The sequence below is a fragment of the Chloroflexota bacterium genome, from assembly GCA_016219275.1.
Taxonomy (GTDB): domain Bacteria; phylum Chloroflexota; class Anaerolineae; order UBA4142; family UBA4142; genus JACRBM01.
Window position 1 is genome coordinate 41,964 of record JACRBM010000040.1, and the last position, 18,469, is coordinate 60,432.

16 protein-coding genes and 1 riboswitch are annotated in these 18,469 nt (G+C 56.7%); of the genes, 12 read left to right on the forward strand and 4 right to left on the reverse strand.

Annotation, left to right across the window (positions count from 1 at the left end; genetic code table 11):
* Positions 1–10: 10 nt before the first annotated feature.
* Positions 11–1,300: an O-acetylhomoserine aminocarboxypropyltransferase/cysteine synthase gene (locus HY868_09310; protein ID MBI5302323.1), complete on the reverse strand. Its 1,290-nt coding sequence runs from the start codon at positions 1,298–1,300 to the stop codon at positions 11–13.
* A 216-nt stretch (positions 1,301–1,516) separates the two neighbouring features.
* A riboswitch (SAM riboswitch) is annotated at positions 1,517–1,681 on the reverse strand.
* A gap of 117 nt (positions 1,682–1,798) precedes the next feature.
* Positions 1,799–2,800: a glycosyltransferase family 2 protein gene (locus tag HY868_09315; GenBank protein ID MBI5302324.1), complete on the reverse strand. Its 1,002-nt coding sequence runs from the start codon at positions 2,798–2,800 to the stop codon at positions 1,799–1,801.
* Between the two features lie 440 nt (positions 2,801–3,240).
* Here HY868_09315 and metG point away from each other — a divergent pair, with 440 nt between their 5' ends.
* The 12 genes from metG to HY868_09375 all read left to right on the forward strand — a co-directional run bounded on the left by metG (position 3,241) and on the right by HY868_09375 (position 15,903).
* A complete protein-coding gene (gene metG, locus HY868_09320; protein ID MBI5302325.1) occupies positions 3,241–5,010 on the forward strand; it encodes a methionine--tRNA ligase in 1,770 nt (589 codons plus the stop codon).
* Positions 5,011–5,112: 102 nt separating this feature from the next.
* Positions 5,113–6,315, forward strand: a complete 1,203-nt coding sequence (locus HY868_09325) for an ATP-dependent 6-phosphofructokinase (protein ID MBI5302326.1) — start codon at positions 5,113–5,115, stop codon at positions 6,313–6,315.
* Between the two features lie 89 nt (positions 6,316–6,404).
* Positions 6,405–6,881 (forward strand): YbaK/EbsC family protein, encoded by a 477-nt coding sequence (locus HY868_09330; GenBank protein MBI5302327.1) that lies wholly within the window; start codon positions 6,405–6,407, stop codon positions 6,879–6,881.
* A gap of 16 nt (positions 6,882–6,897) precedes the next feature.
* Complete coding sequence (gene pfkA, locus HY868_09335; GenBank protein ID MBI5302328.1) at positions 6,898–7,971, forward strand: 6-phosphofructokinase; 1,074 nt, start codon at positions 6,898–6,900, stop codon at positions 7,969–7,971.
* 128 nt (positions 7,972–8,099) lie between these two features.
* Complete coding sequence (locus HY868_09340) at positions 8,100–9,710, forward strand: glycosyltransferase family 39 protein (protein MBI5302329.1); 1,611 nt, start codon at positions 8,100–8,102, stop codon at positions 9,708–9,710.
* Positions 9,711–10,652 (forward strand): glycosyltransferase, encoded by a 942-nt coding sequence (locus HY868_09345; GenBank protein ID MBI5302330.1) that lies wholly within the window; start codon positions 9,711–9,713, stop codon positions 10,650–10,652.
* Between the two features lie 77 nt (positions 10,653–10,729).
* The gene (locus HY868_09350) at positions 10,730–11,716 is read left to right on the forward strand and encodes a flippase-like domain-containing protein (protein MBI5302331.1); all 987 of its coding nucleotides are present in this window, start codon (positions 10,730–10,732) and stop codon (positions 11,714–11,716) included.
* Positions 11,717–11,788: 72 nt separating this feature from the next.
* Positions 11,789–12,619: a DUF4388 domain-containing protein gene (locus HY868_09355; protein ID MBI5302332.1), complete on the forward strand. Its 831-nt coding sequence runs from the start codon at positions 11,789–11,791 to the stop codon at positions 12,617–12,619.
* Positions 12,620–12,633: 14 nt separating this feature from the next.
* Positions 12,634–13,185, forward strand: a complete 552-nt coding sequence (locus HY868_09360) for an ATP/GTP-binding protein (protein MBI5302333.1) — start codon at positions 12,634–12,636, stop codon at positions 13,183–13,185.
* Positions 13,186–13,200: 15 nt separating this feature from the next.
* Complete coding sequence (locus HY868_09365) at positions 13,201–13,821, forward strand: hypothetical protein (protein MBI5302334.1); 621 nt, start codon at positions 13,201–13,203, stop codon at positions 13,819–13,821.
* A gap of 150 nt (positions 13,822–13,971) precedes the next feature.
* Positions 13,972–14,955, forward strand: coding sequence for a HEAT repeat domain-containing protein (locus HY868_09370; protein ID MBI5302335.1), 984 nt, complete (start codon positions 13,972–13,974; stop codon positions 14,953–14,955).
* 36 nt (positions 14,956–14,991) lie between these two features.
* Positions 14,992–15,903, forward strand: a complete 912-nt coding sequence (locus HY868_09375; GenBank protein ID MBI5302336.1) for an AEC family transporter — start codon at positions 14,992–14,994, stop codon at positions 15,901–15,903.
* A 121-nt stretch (positions 15,904–16,024) separates the two neighbouring features.
* Here HY868_09375 and HY868_09380 read toward each other — a convergent pair whose 3' ends face one another.
* Together HY868_09380 and HY868_09385 are read right to left on the reverse strand one after the other, a co-directional pair.
* Positions 16,025–17,779 (reverse strand): VanW family protein, encoded by a 1,755-nt coding sequence (locus HY868_09380; GenBank protein MBI5302337.1) that lies wholly within the window; start codon positions 17,777–17,779, stop codon positions 16,025–16,027.
* Positions 17,780–18,071: 292 nt separating this feature from the next.
* A complete protein-coding gene (locus HY868_09385; protein ID MBI5302338.1) occupies positions 18,072–18,452 on the reverse strand; it encodes a RidA family protein in 381 nt (126 codons plus the stop codon).
* Between the last annotated feature and the right edge of the window lie 17 nt (positions 18,453–18,469).

An 18,469-nucleotide genomic window follows, 5' to 3' on the forward strand; every position in this document is an offset into this window, starting at 1 on the left:
GGCTAACTTGTTACGCTTTTGCGAGCGCCTGATCGAGATCCCAGAGAATATCTTCGATGTCTTCCAAGCCGACACTCAAGCGCACAAAGTCGGGCGTGACGCCCGCGCTCGTTTGCTCGTCCGCCGAGAGTTGACTATGCGTCGTGCTCGCTGGATGAATCGCCAAACTTTTCGCGTCGCCGACGTTGGCGAGGTGGCTGAAAAGTTTAAGGTTGTTGATGAACGCGCGCCCCGCGTCGTGCCCGCCCTTGATGCCGAATCCCAGAATCGCGCCGGAACCTTTTGGCAGGTATTTTTTCGCGAGCGCGTAATCGGGATGGCTCTTCAAGCCAGGGTACGTCACCCAGCTCACCTTGCCGTGCGCTTCCAGGAATTCCGCGACGGCTTGCGCGTTCTTCGTGTGCCGCTCCATGCGTAGACTGAGCGTTTCGAGTCCTTGGACGAACAGCCACGAGTTGAACGGCGATTGCGATGCGCCAATGTCGCGCAGAATTTGGACGCGCGATTTGAGAATGAACGCCGGCGCGCCGAGCGACGCGTAGACGAGACCGTGATAACTGGGATCGGGCGTCGTGAAATTCGGAAAACGTCCGCTCGTCCAATCGAAATTGCCGCCGTCCACGATGACACCGCCAATGCTCGTGCCGTGTCCGCCGATGAATTTCGTCGTCGAGTGCACCACGATGTGCGCGCCCCACTCGATCGGACGGCAGAGGTACGGCGTAGCGAACGTGCTGTCAATCATCAGCGGGATGTTGTACGCGCGACCAATCGCGGCGACTTGTTCGAAGGGAAACACGTTGATGCGCGGATTGCCGAGCGTTTCGCCGTACAGGATTTTCGTATTGCCGCGAATCGCGCGGCGAAAGTTTTCCGGCTCGGACGGATCCACGAACGTCACGTCAATGCCGATGCGCGGGAAGGTATAATTGAACTGGTTGAACGTGCCGCCGTACAACGTCGAAGCGGAAACGATGTGATCGCCCGCGCCGCAGAGCGCGAGAATCGCCATCGTTTGCGCGGCGTGTCCCGAACTCGCGGCGAGCGCGCCGACGCCGCCTTCGAGATCGGCGATGCGTTGCTCGAACACATCGCTCGTCGGATTCATAATGCGCGTGTAAATGTTGCCGAATTCTTGTAGCGCGAACAACCGCGCGGCGTGTTCGGTATCTTTGAACACGTACGAGGTCGTTTGGTAAATCGGTACTGCGCGCGAACCGGTCGTGGGATCGGCTTGCTGACCGGCGTGCAATTGCCGCGTCGTGAAACCGAGTTTGCGTTCGTTCGTATCGTTGGACATGATCGTCTCCTTTTGAGAATTGGAAGTCGGATGTTGGACGTTGGAAATTGGATGTTGGAAGTCGGCATCCGGATTGTTCCGACTTGCACCATCTAATTTCAAAATTCTAATTTCTAATTTCCAATAAAAAACCTCCTCGGAAAAATTCTCAATCCAGAGGAGGTACGGGAAATAAAAACCTCTTCTACTGAAAGAAGAGGCGTTGACAACGCTGTCCTCTCATCTCCCAGAATCGTTCTCTGCCGGAATTGGCACCGAGTTTGGAAGTTGGAGTATGGATGTTGGAAATTGGTGTGTCCAATCTCCAATCTCTATGCTCCAACTTTTAATCCGGTTGCCGAGGCTTCACAGGGCCGGTCCCTCCGCCTCTCTGGATAAGAGTCAAACCTGCAAATATGAAATTGTTGGGGGCGTTTATAGCACAAGCGCACTGTTTTGTCAAACGGAATCAAGACGCGATTCGGACGCCGCGTGTGGCGGGAGTCTGGACAGAACGCGTTAACGCGATTTTTCTGACGCGTCGTCAAAGCCCAATACCTCGCGCGCGATGTAGAGTGGTCGCCCTTTCACTTCATCGTAGATGCGACCCAGGTACTCGCCGATGATGCCAAGCGTAATCAACTGCACGCCGCCGAGAAAGAGTACCGCGACGAGCGTCGTCGCTTGCCCAAAAAAGGGATGATCGCTGAGGAACAGCCGCGCGTAGATGACGAACACGCCGGCTATTGCGCTGACGCCCGCGATCAAAAAACCGAGATACGTCGCGACCTGGAGCGGCGCGTAACTGAAACTGGTGATCGCGTCAATCGCGAACTTGAGCATCTTTTTGAACGGATAGTGCGTTTCGCCGGCAAAGCGTTCCTGGCGTTCGTACTCGACGCCGGTCTGGCGAAAACCGACCCAGCTCGTCATCCCGCGAATAAAGCGATGCCGCTCGCGCAGCTGTTTGATCGCATCCACGACCTTGCGATCCATCAACCGAAAATCGCCGGTATCGAGTGGAATTTTCACGTCGGTGATGCGGTAGATGATGCGATAGAACAATTTCGCGGTGAATTCTTTGAACCAGGATTCGCCGCGGCGTTTGGTGCGCACGGCGTACACGACCTCGTACCCTTGACGCCACTTTTGAATCATCTGCAAAATCAGTTCGGGCGGGTCTTGCAAATCGGCGTCAATGATGATGACCGCGTCGCCGCGTGCATAATCGAGTCCGGCGGTCACCGCGAGTTGGTGGCTAAAGTTGCGCGCGAAATCAATCACCTTGACGCGCGCGTCCTGCGCGTGCAATTCGCGCATTACATCCGCCGTGCGGTCGTGACTCCCATCGTTGACGAGCACCAATTCCCAGGTTTCGCCGGTTTGCTCCATCACTTGGCAAATTCGCCGATGCAATTCGGGCAGTACTTTTTCTTCGTTAAAACATGGCGCAACAATCGAGAAACGCGGCTTGGTCACATTTGTTCTCCATTTTAAGTTCTCCTCAACCTTGCGACGGATTGCAGGCGCAATTCCTCGGAAAAGTGATTGATAACCTTCGCAAGGATGGGCTGTCCGTTTTCAAAATAATTGATCGGGTGGATGATAACGCGAGCGGGATTTTTTTGCAAGTAGGGGCGAAGCGTTTTTTTAATTGCGAAAAATGAATCGCCCCCTACTTGGCAACGCGTTGCTTTTGTGCTAGAATGGCAAGCGAGGTTGAGAATGTTCACGCTTCTATTTTGGATTCGCGGAATGACTATGCCGAGCGGCGCACCGTAAAGTGGGCGCGCGGTTCTCGCGTGTACCCGGTGCGCCACGCCGACTGATGTGAGGATTGCCTCATTGGATCAGCGGCGTTTTTGTTTTCAAGGATGAACGATGATGGCGGAATGATGAAAAAATCGCAATCCGTTTTCATCCTTCATCCCCCATCCTTCATCCTTTCTTCGGAGGTTACAATGACCAAGAAAATCCTGGTATCCGTCGCGTGGCCCTACGCTAACGGACCGTTACATCTGGGGCACATCGCCGGCGCGTATTTGACCGCCGACATTTTCGCGCGCTATCATCGTTTGATCGGGAACGACGTACTCATGGTTTCGGGGTCCGATTCGCATGGGACGCCGGTGACGGTGACCGCCGACGAAGAAGGCATCACCGCGCGCCAGGTGTTCGAACGGTCGCACGCGTTGTTTCTCGAAGCGTGGCAAAAACTCGGCATCTCGTTCGATCTGTTCACGCATACCGACACCGAAAATCACTGGGCGATCTCCCAGGATTTCTTTGCGCGCTTGCTCGATAAAGGATCCATCTACAAAGCGACCGAGAAACAACTCTATTGCGAAAACGACGCGCGCTTTTTGCCCGACCGCTACATCAGCGGCACGTGTCCGCACTGTCAGTTCCCGCGCGCGCGCGGCGATCAATGCGATAACTGCAGTCGCGTGCTCGACGCGATGGAATTGATTGACCCGAAATGTAAATTTGCCAAGTGGGGCACTCCGCCGCACAAAATCGCCGTGCGCGAGAGCGAACACTTTTACCTCGACCTGGGCAAGTTCGAAAAACGTCTGTTCGATTATCTCGCGGACAAGGACGGGTACTGGAAACCGAACGTCGTCGCGTTCGTGCGGAATTGGCTCAAGAGCGGTCTGCACGGTCGCGCGATCACGCGCGATCTCGATTGGGGCATCACCTTGCCGCTCACCGGTTACGATTCGAAACGCATCTATGTGTGGTTCGAAGCGGTGATCGGCTACTATTCCGCGTCGGTCGAGTGGGCGAAGAATCGCGGCACGCCGGACAAATGGAAAGAGTGGTGGACGAAAGCGGACGACGTGCGCGGGTACTATTTCGTCGGCAAGGATAACATTCCCTTTCACACGATCATTTGGCCCGCGATGTTGTTGGGCTATGACGAGAATCTACCTTTGCCGTACGATGTGCCCGCCAACGAGTTTCTAAATCTCGAAGGACGCAAGTTCAGCAAGAGCGAACATTGGGCGGTCTGGATCAACGATTATCTCAAAACGTACGATCCCGACCCGTTGCGCTATCTGCTCTCGGCGAACATGCCGGAATTTGCGGACACCGATTTCACCTGGAAGGAATTTGTCCGCCGCAACAACGACGAACTCATCGCGACCTGGGGCAATCTCGCCAATCGCGTGCTCACGTTCACGTACAAGAATTTCGAGCAACGCGTGCCGACGCCGAGCGAACTGACCGACGCGGATCGCGCGCTCATCGCGAAATCCGAAGCGGCATTTACGACCGTCGGCGACGCGCTCGAACGCGTGCGCTTTAAGGAAGCCATCGGCATCGCGATGGACCTCGCGCGCGAGGCGAATCAGTACTTGCAAATCGTCGAACCGTGGAAGACCATCAAGGTAGAGCGCGCGCGCGCGGCAACGTCGCTCTACGTCGCGCTCCGCGTGATTGATAACTTGAAGACATTGCTCTACCCGTTCCTGCCGTTCTCGTCGCACGAACTGCACCAGCAACTCGGCTACGAAGGCGATTTGCTCGGCGCCGTGAAGATCAAAACATTCCACGAATTATCGCGCGATCACACCGCCGCGGTGTACGAACCAGGCATCCACACGCAAGAGTGGAAACCATCACAACTCTTGCCGGGACAACGTTTGCGCGAGCCGAAAGCGTTGTTCAAAAAATTCGACGAAAAAATCGCGGAAGAAGAAAAAGCGAAATTGGGAAAACCTGGCTAAACGCGTCGGGGCGATGCATGTATCGCCCCGACATTTTTTGACACGGCATTGCATCGGTGTATAATCATTTCTGCATTAATCTATCGCAAAGGAGCAACACCTATGGCGAACGTGAACAAGAAAAAAGGCGTCATCGGAATTTTAACCGGCGGCGGTGATGTGCCGGGATTGAACCCCGCGATTCGTGCCGTCACGATTCGCGCCTTGCGCGAAGGGTACAAGGTGATTGGGATCCGCCGAGGATGGGGCGGAGCGATCAGCATCGTCCGCGACGAAAAAGCGGACAATAGCGAAAATTTCATGGTGCTGTCCGAGGAAATCGTCAATCGCGCGGGACGCACCGGCGGCACGTTTCTCCACACTTCGCGCACGAATCCCACCAATGTGAAAAAAGGCGATGTGCCGCCGCATCTGCAATCCACGTACAACGCCGACAAGAACGATCTCACCGATGAAGTGCTAAAGAATTTAGAGTTCTTGGGGATTGATTATATGATTCCCATCGGCGGCGACGACACGTTGAGTTTTGGCGTCAGGTTGTACAAAAAAGGCGTCAAGGTCATCGCGATTCCCAAGACGATGGACAACGATGTGCCAGGAACGGATTACTGCATCGGCTTTAGCACGTGCGTCAGCCGCACGATCGAACTCGTGAATCGTCTCCGCACGAGCGCCGGGTCGCACGAACGTTTTCTCGTCGTCGAAGTGTTCGGACGGTACGCGGGCTTTACCGCGATGTTGCCGACGATGGCAGGCGCGGCGCATCGGTGTGTGATTCCCGAATTCAAATTCAATATGGAGCACCTGACCGAACTGCTCATCAGTGACCGCAATTTCAATCCCAGCAAGTACTCGGTGGTGCTCGTGTCCGAAGGCGCAATGTTCGAAGAGGGTACGATGGTGTTTGAAGGTTCGACCACCGACGCGTACGGACACGCGAAACTGGGGGGCATCGGCGACGAAGTCTCCGCTCAACTAAAAGACTTGTCGGCGAAATACAACAACGGCAAGGCGATCAACGTGGTGAATCAACGGTTGGGCTATTTGGTGCGCGGCGGCGATCCAGACGCGATTGATTCAATCGTGCCGATGGCATACGGCAATCTCGCGCTCGATTTGTTGCTCGAAGGCATTCACGGACGCTTGGTCGTGCTCAAGAACGGTCGCTATGACAACATGCCGATTGACGTTGTGACGAGCACCAAGAAAAAGGTGAACGTCGAAAAATATTATAACACGGATCGTTTGCGTCCCAAGTACGAAAGTTTTGAAATGCGCCCGTTGTTCATTATGACGAGCGAATAGTGGAAAGGATGAAGGCGGAAGGATGAATTACCTCGTACTATTTTTTCATTCTTCACGCGAAGCGTTCTGCCTTCTGCCTTGAATTTTTCATGCGCTCTGTTGATCGCGTACGCGATTATTTCATTCAACGCCAATTACCGATTGAGGTACTCGAACTGCCGATCAGCGCGCGCACCGCGCAACTCGCGGCGGACGCGGTGAACACGCCGCTGGGCAGTATCGTCAAATCGCTTATCTTTATCGCGGACACGCGCGCGATTCTCGCGTTGGTTGCCGGGGATCAACGCGCGGACGCGAACAAGATCGCGCAGTGCGCGGGCGCGACGCGCGCGCAGATCGCGAACGCGGAGCAGGTGCGCGCCCATTCGTCGTACGCGATTGGCGGCGTGCCGCCGGTCGCGCATCCTGCGCAACTCGAAACGCTGGTGGATGAAACATTGCTGCGATTCGCGCGCGTGTGGGCAGCCGCCGGCGCGCCGAACGCGTTGTTTGAAATCGAACTGAAATTATTATTGGAACTCACGCATGGACGCGTGGCGGACATTGTCGTCACATCATCTTCGTGAGGAATGTTCTATGACTATCCGACGAATTGCAGTGCTGACCAGCGGCGGCGACGCGCCGGGCATGAACCCAGCCGTGCGCGCGGTTGTCCGCATGGGCACGAGTCTGGGTTTCGAAGTGTTCGGCGTCGAGCGCGGCTACCAGGGATTGATTGACAGCGACTTTCATCGTCTCACGATCCGTGAGATTGGCGGTCTGCTCAGCAAGGGCGGCACGTTCTTGCAAAGCGCGCGTTGCCTCGAATTCAAAAATCCGCCGGGACGACGCAAGGCGCTGCACAATCTGAACGGCGCGGGCATCGAAGGTCTCATCATCATCGGCGGCAACGGCACGCATCTCGGCGCGTACGAATTATCGCGCATGGGTTTTCCCATCGTGACGATTCCGAGCACGATTGACAACGACCTGTGCTTTACCGACATGACCCTCGGCGTGGACACCGCGCTCAACACTGTGCTCGACGCGATTGACAAGATTCGCGATACCGCGTCGAGTCATCAACGCGCGTTTCTCATCGAAACGATGGGGCGCGATTCCGGCTACCTCGCGTTGATGAGCGGCATCGCGGGCGGCGCGGAAATCATCGTGATTCCCGAAGCGCCGATGACGCCGGCGCAAATTCTCGAAGGCATCCAAGCGCAGTACGCGCTCGGCAAACCGCACAGCATCATCGTCGTCGCCGAAGGTCATCACCCCAGCACGCCAGAGATCTACGATTACTTGCACGCGCGCGAAGAAGAGATCGGGTTCACGGTCCGCATGACGATCCTGGGTCACTTGCAACGCGGCGGTCGCCCAAGCGCGTACGAGCGTTTGCTCGCGACGCGTCTTGGCGTGGCGGCGGTGCAACAGATGCACGCCGGGAATTATGGCGTGATGGTCGGCTTGGTGGGCAACAAAATCGTCACCACCGATTTGGCGCAAGTGGCAAACTGTCACAAAAAAGTGGACTTGGAGTTGTACGCGCTAGCCAACACGCTTGAATTCGGACGCACGCAGGTCAAACCGCCGGCAATCCCCGCGCTGCCCGCCGACGCGAGCGATGTGATCATTCCGAAAAAAGAAAACCTGCCGCCCGAAGTGATGGGGTAACGAGCGATAACCTTCGCAGGAATCCAGGTTTCTTCGAGAAACCTGGATTCTGTTTTCTGGCTCTGCGAAGGTTTACGAACATCCGCCGGGTTTTTCATTTTTAGGCAATTCGTCAAGAATCTGTTATAATGCCGCCAATGTCGTGGTCGAGCACGCTCCCCGATTCGTTTTCCGCGCGGCGCTTTTGGCAATCCTCGCTTGGTTTTCTCGCGTCGAGTGGTTTGGTGTACGCCGCTTGTATCGTTGCCGCAACGTTGACTCTGCACGCGTATTTCGCGCAGACCTGGGACGTGGCGACGTTCATTCAAGCCGGGCGCGCCTTGCTCGACGGCAATCCGTTCGATCTGTACGCGCAATCGCGCGCGGCGCAACACTGGCCCTACGCGTATCCGCCGTTGCACGCCATCGTCTCCGCGCTCGCGCTCGTCGCCGGCGACGCGTTGCGTGTGTTCCCGGAATCCGTGTGGGTGCGCGTGCCGCCGATGCTCGCGGATATTGGCGTTGCAGTCGTGTTGTATCGCATTATCGAGCGTAAGTCGGATGTGGCGACCGCGCGCGTTGCCGCGCTCGTGTGGCTGTTCAATCCGATCACGTTTTACGACACGGCGGTGCAGGGACATTTCGAGAGCGAGTGGTTGTTGTGCGTCCTACTCGCGTACCTGTGGTTCCAAGATTCGCGTGTGGTGATGGCGAGTGTCGCGCTCGCAATCGCGGTGCTGTTCAAACAAATCGCGATTCTGTTCGCGATCCCGATGTGGATTTTTGTATTGGTAGGGGCGACGCATCCGTCGCCCCTACCACAACGCGTGACCCGCCTCGCATTATCTGGAATCGTTTTTGCGATCATCGTCGGCGCGATATGTTTACCGTACCTGCTCTACTCGGACGATTTCTGGTACATGAACCTGACCTACGTCGAGAATGTGCCAGTGCAAACGCAATCGTGGATCGTGGCGTTGCTGGGTTGGACGCGCGATAAACCGAACGCGCTGACGAGCGATTTCTTTTTGCTCCGTTATCAAACGATAATCTCGTTGCTCGCGGCGGGTGTGCTTGCATGGGTCGCCGCACGGCGCGGCTGGAGCGTGTACCTAGCGGCGACGCTCATCGCGATTGCGTTCTTTCTTACGTCCCGCAAAGTGATGGGCTATTATTACGTGACGCTGTTTCCATTCTTGCTCGCGGAACTCGCGCCCAAACGTCGTTTCGATTTGATGCTCATCGCGGTTGCGGCGACGACGTACATTTCACTTTCGCCGTACTATGCCGCGTGGGTGGATCACGCGCACTGGTGGATTTACGCGATCCTGGGAACGCTCAATAGTTTGTTTTTCGTGTGGCTGTGTTTCGCGCTGATCGCAGACGGCAGACGGCAGACCGCCGACAAATTCGCGGTCGGCGGTCAGCGGTCAGCGGTCGTGATGACGCTCGGTTTGTTCGCGGGCGCGGTCGGCGCGGCGTTGCTCCAGCCGCTCGCGCAGAACAATACGAGTCCGATTCGCGCGCCGATCATCGCGCCGGGAATGGAGACGACTGCCGCGTTCGCGTTCGTCGCGCTCATCGCGTTCGTCGTCGTTGTGCTTGCGATGATCGCGTACACGACGCGCGGCGCGGAACGCATCTCGTGCGTCGCCTGGGGCATCGCACTCATTTTTGCGCCGTTGTTCTTTGCGGTGTATTATCTGACGAAAGAAACTACCGCGATTTTTGAAATCGCTTTGAAAGCATTGGGAGTGTAAATGACGATCCGTTGCAGTGTCGGCATCACCGCGCACAACGAACAAGCCAACATCGGCAAGTTGCTCGCGGCGATGCTCGCGCAAAAACTCGAAACCGTCGCGATCACCGAAATCATCGTCGTCGCGAGCGGATGCGACGACCAGACCGTGCCGATCATTCAAGAGTACGCGGCAAACGATGCGCGCATCAAATTGTTCGTGCAGGAAAAACGCGAAGGCAAAACATCCGCGATCAACGTGTTCCTGCAACACGCGCAGGAAGAAATCTGCGTGCTCGAAAGCGGCGACACGTTGCCGCGTCAAGATACCATCGAGAACCTGGTCAAGTTGTTCGCCGATCCCAAGGTCGGCATGACCGGCGCGCAAAAAGTGCCGGTGAATGTGCCGGAACACGTCGTCGGTTACATGTCGCACCTGCGTTTGCGAATGGAACACCAACTCTGTCTCGAAATTCCGCGCACCGGTGAACTCATCGCGTTTCGCCACGTGTTCAACCAACTCCCGCCCGATGTCGCGATGGATGAAGCGTTCGTCGAAGCCCTCGTGATTCGTCGCGGTCTTCAAGTCCAATATGCGCCGGACGCGGTCGTCTACAACATGGGTCCCGAAACGCTCGGCGAATTCATTATGCAGCGACGGCGCAATCATGCCGGGCATTTGCATTTGAGGAAAAAATACGGCTATCGCGTGTCGAGTCTGGATACGTGGCGCGTCCTCCGCATCGGCTTCGACGAAGTATGGAACGCGTTCCGCTTGATTTGGACGCTGGTTGCGCTCGCGGGCGTCGAGGCGCTCGCGCGCGTGCTGGGCATGTACGATTACTACGTCAAAGGCGACAAACAGGTCGTGTGGGACATCGCGTGGACGACCAAGCGCGTGGAACAATCGCCGGCGATCCAGGGCGTCGCGTCGAATTCTAAAACACCGAGTGATTCGAAATAGTTTTCAGTTTTCAGTGTTCAGTATTCAGTATGCCCTTCTGAATATCGAACACTGAATTCTGAATTCTGAATTCTGGGATGAAAAACCTCCTCTCCAACCTCCTCAAAATCGTCGTCACGCTTGCGATCATCGTGTTTCTCTTTTCGCGCGTAGACCTCGCGGCGATGGGACGCCAACTCGCGCGCGCAAATGGGGCGCTGTTGTTGCTGGCGCTCGCGTTGTATTTTCTCGCGATTGTCGTCGGCGCGGCAAAGTGGCAAGTGGTCGCGCGCGCGCAAAACGATTTGCGCGCGTCGCTGGGCGAATTGCTGACCTACTCGCTCGTCGGTTTATTCTTCGGCAATCTCTTGCCGAGCAACGTCGGCGGCGATGTGATCCGGGCGTACGGTCTCGCGCGCGCGAGCGGCAAGCATGAAGCCGCGGCGATCTCGGTGTTGGTGGATCGCTTGATGGGATTGACTGCGTTTCTCGGCTCGGCAGTCGTGATGGCGTTGATCGCGGCGGTCACGTTGACGCGCGGCGAATTGGAGCAAATCGAAATCGCGACGGTGATCGCGGCGACGGTGTTGATCGGCGGGTCGGCGCTGTTATTCAGTCGCCGCGTCGGACAACGCGTCAAAGGCATTTTCGATCATGCGCCGTTTTCACGCGTGCAACCGATCGCGCAACGCGTGTACCACGCGCTCCAGGTGTATCGCAATCGTTACGATGCGCTCGCGCTCAACCTGTTTCTTTCCACGTGCATCGTGCTTATCACGACGACGGTGTGGTACACCGTCGCCCTCGCGCTCGGCTCGGACGTGCCGCTGTTGTACTTTTTCCTCTTCAATCCGCTCATCGCGTTCGTGCTGTTGATTCCGATTTCGTTCAACGGCTTGGGTCCGAAAGAAGCGACCGCGGTGTTTTTCTTCGGACTGGTCGGGATGCCGAATGAAATCGCGCTCGCGATGTCGCTGGTCTTTCATCTATTGATCGTGTTGACGAGCTTGCCTGGTGGCGTGTTGTGGTGGCGCGAACGCGCGCTCGCGCCCTCGGCAAACGAAACACCCATCGTGCGCGGTTAATGGGAAAATGTTTGGTTGACTTGCATTTTGATTGCGGTTATAATAGCGCCGCAATCAAAACGGGCTGGCAAAATGGCGCTTAAAGGCAACCTTCGCGACGTTGGACTGAACCAACTCCTCAATTTGATCTACCTTGCCCACAAAACTGGCGCGCTCTCGGTGCAATCGGAAACGAGTCGCGCCGATGCGCGTCTCTTCTTCAAAGAAGGCAAGCTAATCCAGGCTTCGCTCGACAAACAAACTCCGCGCTTGACGGACATGATGGTCAAGGTCGGCAAACTCACGTCCGACCAGGCGCGCGCGGTGCAAGCGCGTTCGCGCGTGGACACGGACAAGGAACTGGGTTTGCTGATGATTCAAAACGGCATCTTGACGCAGAACGACATCATTCAGGGCGTCAAGAATTATTTGCTCGAAACGGTGTACCAACTTTTCACGTGGCGTTCGGGCATTTTTCGTTTCGATCCGAACATCTTGCCGCCGGAAGAACGCATCACCGTCGCCGTCACGCTCGACCATCTCATCATCGAAGGCACACGGCGCGTGCAAGAGTGGGAGCATTTGCAAGACGAATTGCCGGACCTCGACGTGCCGCTCAAATTCGCCGAGCGTCCCGATTTGAATTTGCGGAATGTGAGTTTGAGCGTCGAACAATGGAAGGTGGTTTCGTTCATCAACTCGCGCAACACGATTCGGCAGATCGCGAGTTTCCTCAAGATTGACGAATTTCAAATTCGGCGCATCGTGTATGGCTTGCAGACCGCCGGCTTGATTGATGTGCTCCCTTCGCCTATCGCCGTCGCGGCGACGGCGGGCGCGGCGCGTCCCCCGATGGCAGTCTCGCCTTCGCCGGTCGGACGCAACATTATTTCGCGCGTGATTGATCGCCTCAAGTCACTCTAATTCGTTGGAACATCATGCAAACCGTCAAGATGGTTGTAACCGGTCCGTTCAATTCGGGCAAAACTTCGTTCATCGGCAGCGTTAGCGAAATTCCGGTCGTGCGCACCGAGCGCAAGATCACGGATGATACGCGCAATGTCAAACAGCAGACGACCGTCGCGATGGATTTTGGGCGGATCACGATTGACAAAGATTTGGCGCTGTATCTTTTCGGCACGCCTGGGCAAAAGCGGTTCGATTTCATGTGGGAGATTTTATCCGAAGGGATGCTGGGATTCGTGGTGTTGATTGACAGCTCCCGTCCGGAAACCTTTCGCGAAGCGCGCCGCATCCTCGATACATTTCGTTCGTACAGCAGTACCCCCTTTGTCATCGCCGCGAACAAGCAAGACGACGACGATGCCTGGCCCGCCGAAGACCTCAAAGTCGCGCTGGGACTCGATTCGAACACCCGCGTGTTGCCTTGTATCGCGACGAGCAAAGAAAGTGTCAAGAATATCTTGCTCGAATTGCTCTACGTCATCCTCGAAAGTGCTCCTGAAGAAACCATGACGCGGAAACGCTAGGACGAAGGAGACCTCATGCCTGAAGAGCGAATGATGCCTAACGACGCGCTCCGCATCCTCATGCTTGCCGTCGAAGAAGTTTTGGGCGCGGATGGTTTGAAAACCGTATTGCACAAAGCCCGCCTCGAACGTTACATCGGCAATCCACCCCTCAAAAATCTGGAACTGGGCGCGCGGTTCGGCGAATATGGCGCGGTCGAGCAATCGGTCGAAGATGTCGTCGGCGGACGCGGCGCGCGCGCGGTCTTGTTGCGCGTGGGTCGGGCGACGTTTAACTATGGAATGAAGGAACAGTCCGCCGTCCTGGGTCTTGCCGGGCAAGCGTTGCGCGTGATGCCATTGCCAATCACCGCGAAAATGAAATTGTTGTTGGAGCAAATGGTCGCCGCCGCGAACCGCACCGTCAATCAACCGACGCGCCTCGAAGAAGATGCCGATAGTTTCACCTGGGTCGTGGATCACTGCATTTGTTTGTATCGCCCGCAACACACCGCGCCCTGCTGCGCCGTGACGGTGGGCGGATTGGTCGAATCAATGAAGTGGCTCACGGACAAGAGCTTTCCCGTTCAAGAAGTCACGTGCATGAATCTCGGCGCGGATGCGTGTCGCTTCCGCATTCCCAAAAATCCGGAATGAACCGAATCTAGTCCCGTTTTATTTTGCGAAACGCCGCGTAAAAATCGACGCGGCGTTTTTGATTGGCAATTTGGAAAATTGCCCCACGATTTCGCAGCCGGTTTTTGTCGGCTTGACGAGTGTGGTATAATCGCGCCATAGGGAAATGAAATGGCAAAACAAATCATTTTCGATTTCCACTCTGCGTCAGCCCATCTTGGCGAGGAAAAAACGCCCTTGTCACGCGCCGCACTCGGCGCGTTGAGCGGCGCGAGCAAAGAAAACATCCGCGCGTTCGCTCATACCTGGAGCGGCTTGTCTAACCAGCGACGTCAGGATGCCACGCAAATGCTCGTGCATTTGGCAGAAGACAACTTTGAATATGATTTCAACGCGATTTTTCGTCACTTGCTCGACGATCCCGACGCGCGCGTGCGTGAGTCCGCGATTGAAGGGCTGTGGGAAGACCAGGACCCGACCCTCGTGAAATCGTTCGTCGGTTTTTTGCGCAGCGATCCGAATGCGCGCGTACGCGCGACCGCCGCCGATGCGTTGGGACGTTTTCTCCTGCTCGCCGAGTACGGTCGTTTGCCGGAATCGTACGGCGCGATCGCGTACGAAGCCTTACTCGCTACGGTGCAAAGTCGCATCGAGGAAAGCACAGTGCTCTATCGTTCCATCGAGGCGCTGGGATTTTCGAGCCAGCCGCTCGTGCGCGATGTCATTCGCGTGGCGTACGATGACCCCGACGAGTACATGCGCGCGAGCGCGCTCGTCGCGATGGGACACAGCGCCGATACGTCCTGGCGCAAAACTGTCGAAGACGAACTCGAATCGCCCGACGCGCAAATGCGCTTTAACGCGGCGCGTGCCGCCGGCGAATTGGAAGACCGCAACGCGGTGCCGCGTCTCATCGAATTGCTTGACGATGCCGATCGCGAAGTGCAAGCCGCCGCGGTCGGGTCGCTCGCACAGATTGCGAGTAAGCCGGCGCAGCGCGCGCTGGCGCTCGCGGCGGAATCGGAGGACGAAATCCTGAGCGAACTCGCGCGCGATGCGCTCCGTGAACTCGATTTCACCAGTTCCGATTTTCTCATGCTCGACCTGGACGCGGAAGATGAATTGGACGAAGAAATCGAAGAGGAGGAAGAGTAGGCGCGTTCACTAAACGCCTGGCTATTCAACTGAACAATGAACCTCACCAATCTAGCTTCTATTTTGCTCAACATCATCACACCAATCGTGCTGGTCGCGCTCGCTGGTTTCGTCCTGGGTCGCACGATGAACGTGGATGCGCGCCCCCTCTCGCGCGCGACGCTCTACATTTTTTCACCTGCCCTCGTTTTCACTTCCGCCTACCGCTCCAAACTCGGCGGCGAGTTTATCACGATTGTCGTGTATACCTTGCTCATCACTTTGTTGATGGGCATTCTCACCATGATCATCGCCAAAGTGTTGCGCTACGACCGCGTCACGACGAGCGCGTTTCAACTGGGTGTCTTGTTTTACAACGCCGGGAATTACGGCTTGCCATTGATGCTCTTTGCCTTCGGCGAAGAAGGACTGGCGCGTGCCGTCGTGTTGTACACGATGGTCGCCGTGCAAACGCACACGCTCGCTGTGTTCATCGCCGCGCGCGGCTCCGCGCGGTCGCGCGACGCGTTGCTCAACGTGCTTCGCTTACCGCTCGCTTACGCGTACGCGTTCGGTCTACTTTTCAACCAGCTCGGCGTCACGCTACCCGATCCGTTCCTCAAAGCGGTCGAGTTGACCGGCAATGCGACGGTGCCAGTTTTGCTCACCGTGCTGGGCATCGAACTGTCGCGCATTCAACTGCGCGAGGATCGCGGCGTCGTTGGCGTCGCGACCTTTGTGCGACTCATCGCTTCACCGGTGGTTGCGTTCGCGCTCGCGGCGGCGATGAACCTGACCGGCGTCACGCGTGCGGTGTGCATCATCCAAGTCTCGATGCCGACCGCGGTCTTTGCCTCGATTCTCGCGGTCGAATTCAACGCGCGCCCCAACCTCGTTTCCGGTACCGTGTTCCTCTCGACGATTGGCAGCATCATTTCACTGACCATCCTCCTCGCGTTGCTGATGTAAAAATAAATCGGGACGTTCCGCGGAACGCCCCGACAAAATTTGGTCAACCACAGATTGCACAGATTTCACAGAAAAATAAATCTGTGTAATCCGTGTAATCTGTGGTTGCTTCTCCCCATCCTTACTTCACCACTTTGGTTCCCACCTGGTAGCGCGCGACCCAGGGTTCGTAGCGACTGAAGAATTTGTCGCGCTTGACGATTTGACCATTCACACTGATCTTGCGCCAGATGGTCACGTCCATGCCATCGTGCGCGAAATCCACTTGCTTGGTCGTCCCCTTTTTCAACGTGGGATCGTCGGTGTAGATCGCGGCGCCGTGTGGAATGATTCGCTCCTGAATCGGGTCTTCCATCTCGACCGTGCGATTCGGTTTCGTGCCGTACAAGTTGAAGGTCAGCGTGGTGTTCCGCAAATCCAACTTGGGTTGAATCAGCAAATACGCGTCGGTGTCGTTTTTGAATTTGAGATCCACCGTCGGCGCAAAGACGGTCGCGTCCAGTCCGACCGGCGGCTCGTAGTAGCCGACGCGGTACGCGTGCGCCCAGCGTTCGACAATCGGCAAGCCGGCGAAGAACGCGGCGCGAAACATCGTCGAAGAAACCTGGCACACCCCGCCGCCTGGACCCAGCACCGTGCGATCCGCAAAAATGATGTACGCGTCGTCGTACCCGTTCGCCTCGACGACATCACCCAGGTAGTAATCGAATGAAAAGATCGCGCCGGGCGGCACGACAATACCTTGGAATTGTTCCGTCGCGGTGCGAACATTTTGAATCCGCCCCGCCGATGAACCCTTGAAATTGCTGACGCCTTGCGCGACCAATTCCTTGATGCCAAATTTCGCCGCGTCCTCCATCGCGATGGTCGGCTTGGTGACGTTGACCGGCAACACAACCGAGCGCGCACTCGCCGCCTCGCGCGGCGCGGCAGACCCAGGTACGCGCGTCGCGCCATTGAGCATCTGCTGTTCGAGTTGCTTTGCCGCGTCGTCCACATTGAGCGTCTGTCCAAGCTGGCTTGTGACGATGGGCGTCAACGCGCCGGTCGTCGGATCGAAGGTGAAACGCGCGTCGCGCGGCGGTTGCGCCAGTTCGCGCGCAATCGGCTTGAGAAACGCGGCAAGTTGCGCGCGGTCAAGCGATACGGTGAGGCGCAGTTTCTCGTCCGCGCCTTGCGTCGGCTGAATGCGGATCATCCCGGCAAGCGCGGCTTGATCCACCGCCCACGCGCGTCCGCCATAGGTCAGCAACATCGGCGCGGCGATCAACGCTTCGACTTGCGTTTTCGCTTCCGACGCGTCCGCGATCAGCGGCTCGACTTCGCGGAACGCGAGCGTCAAATCGCCGCGCTCACTACCGATCACCCGCGCGCGCATCCGCTCGACCATCACTTCGAGATCGAGTTCGCGTCCTTTTTGCGCCGGGGTCGCGACGACGCGTATTCCATCAATGTGTACCGACGCGTCACGCGCGGGGAGTTCAACTTGCGTGGATAACCAATCGAGGTACGCGAGCGCGGTCTGTTCGTCGAATTGCGCTTCGCCGCTGAGATCGCAACCCAGCACCAAACAGCGCGTTTGCTCGACCCAGTTTTCGACGAACGAACCGCGATGACCCAGCAATAACGCGCTCCCGGCGACCGGCGCGAAATCGGTCCGCAAGCCCAGTTCCCAGGGATACGCGCGCCACGTCCGCGCGCCATCGCGCACAACCAATCGCTCGCCGCCATAGCGCGCCAGGATTGCATTCGGTTCGCCCAATTTTTCGACGAGGAATTTTTGCGCCTCCGCGTGCGTCAATCCTGCCATCGGTTGCCCTAATGCGCGGACGCCAAAAATCACGCGGTCGTGAAACGCGAACTGGTAGACGATCAAGAGCAAGATGCTAAAGACGATGAAGAAAACGAAGAAAAAGACCGCGAGGACGGGCAGAACATTGCCGCGGCGTCGGTGCGCCGCGCGAGGTATGGTTTGGTCTTGAGAGCGAATTTCGTTCTCGATAGTAACACTCCATACGTGTGCCGCGCCTGTGCGAACACAGAATACACGTCATTGCTTGGCAAGCATTGTAACCCAAATAGCACGAGTGGTCAAAAAATTGACCCGCGAATCACGCAAATCACGCGAATTAAAAATTAGCGTTATTCGCGTAATTCGCGGATAAAAATCAGATCGTCGAGATCAATTCGATTTCGACGCGCGCGTCGCGCGGCAAGCGCGCCACCTGCACCGTCGAGCGCGCGGGTGGATTCGCCGGAAAAAATTCCGCGTAGACCGCGTTCATGCGTTGAAACTCATTCATGTCCGCGAGAAACACCGTCGTCTTGACGACTTTGTCGAGCGAACTGTTCGCGGATTGAAGCACCGCGGATAAATTTTGCAGGACGCGGCGCGTTTGCGCTTCAATGTCCCCTTCGATCATCGTGTTGGTTGCCGGATCAATCGGCGTTTGCCCGGAACAAAAAATCAAATTGCCGACTTGAATCGCTTGCGAATACGGACCGATCGCTTTCGGCGCGTTCGTCGTGTGAAAGACCTGACGCTCCATGGTTTGTGTCTCCTCGT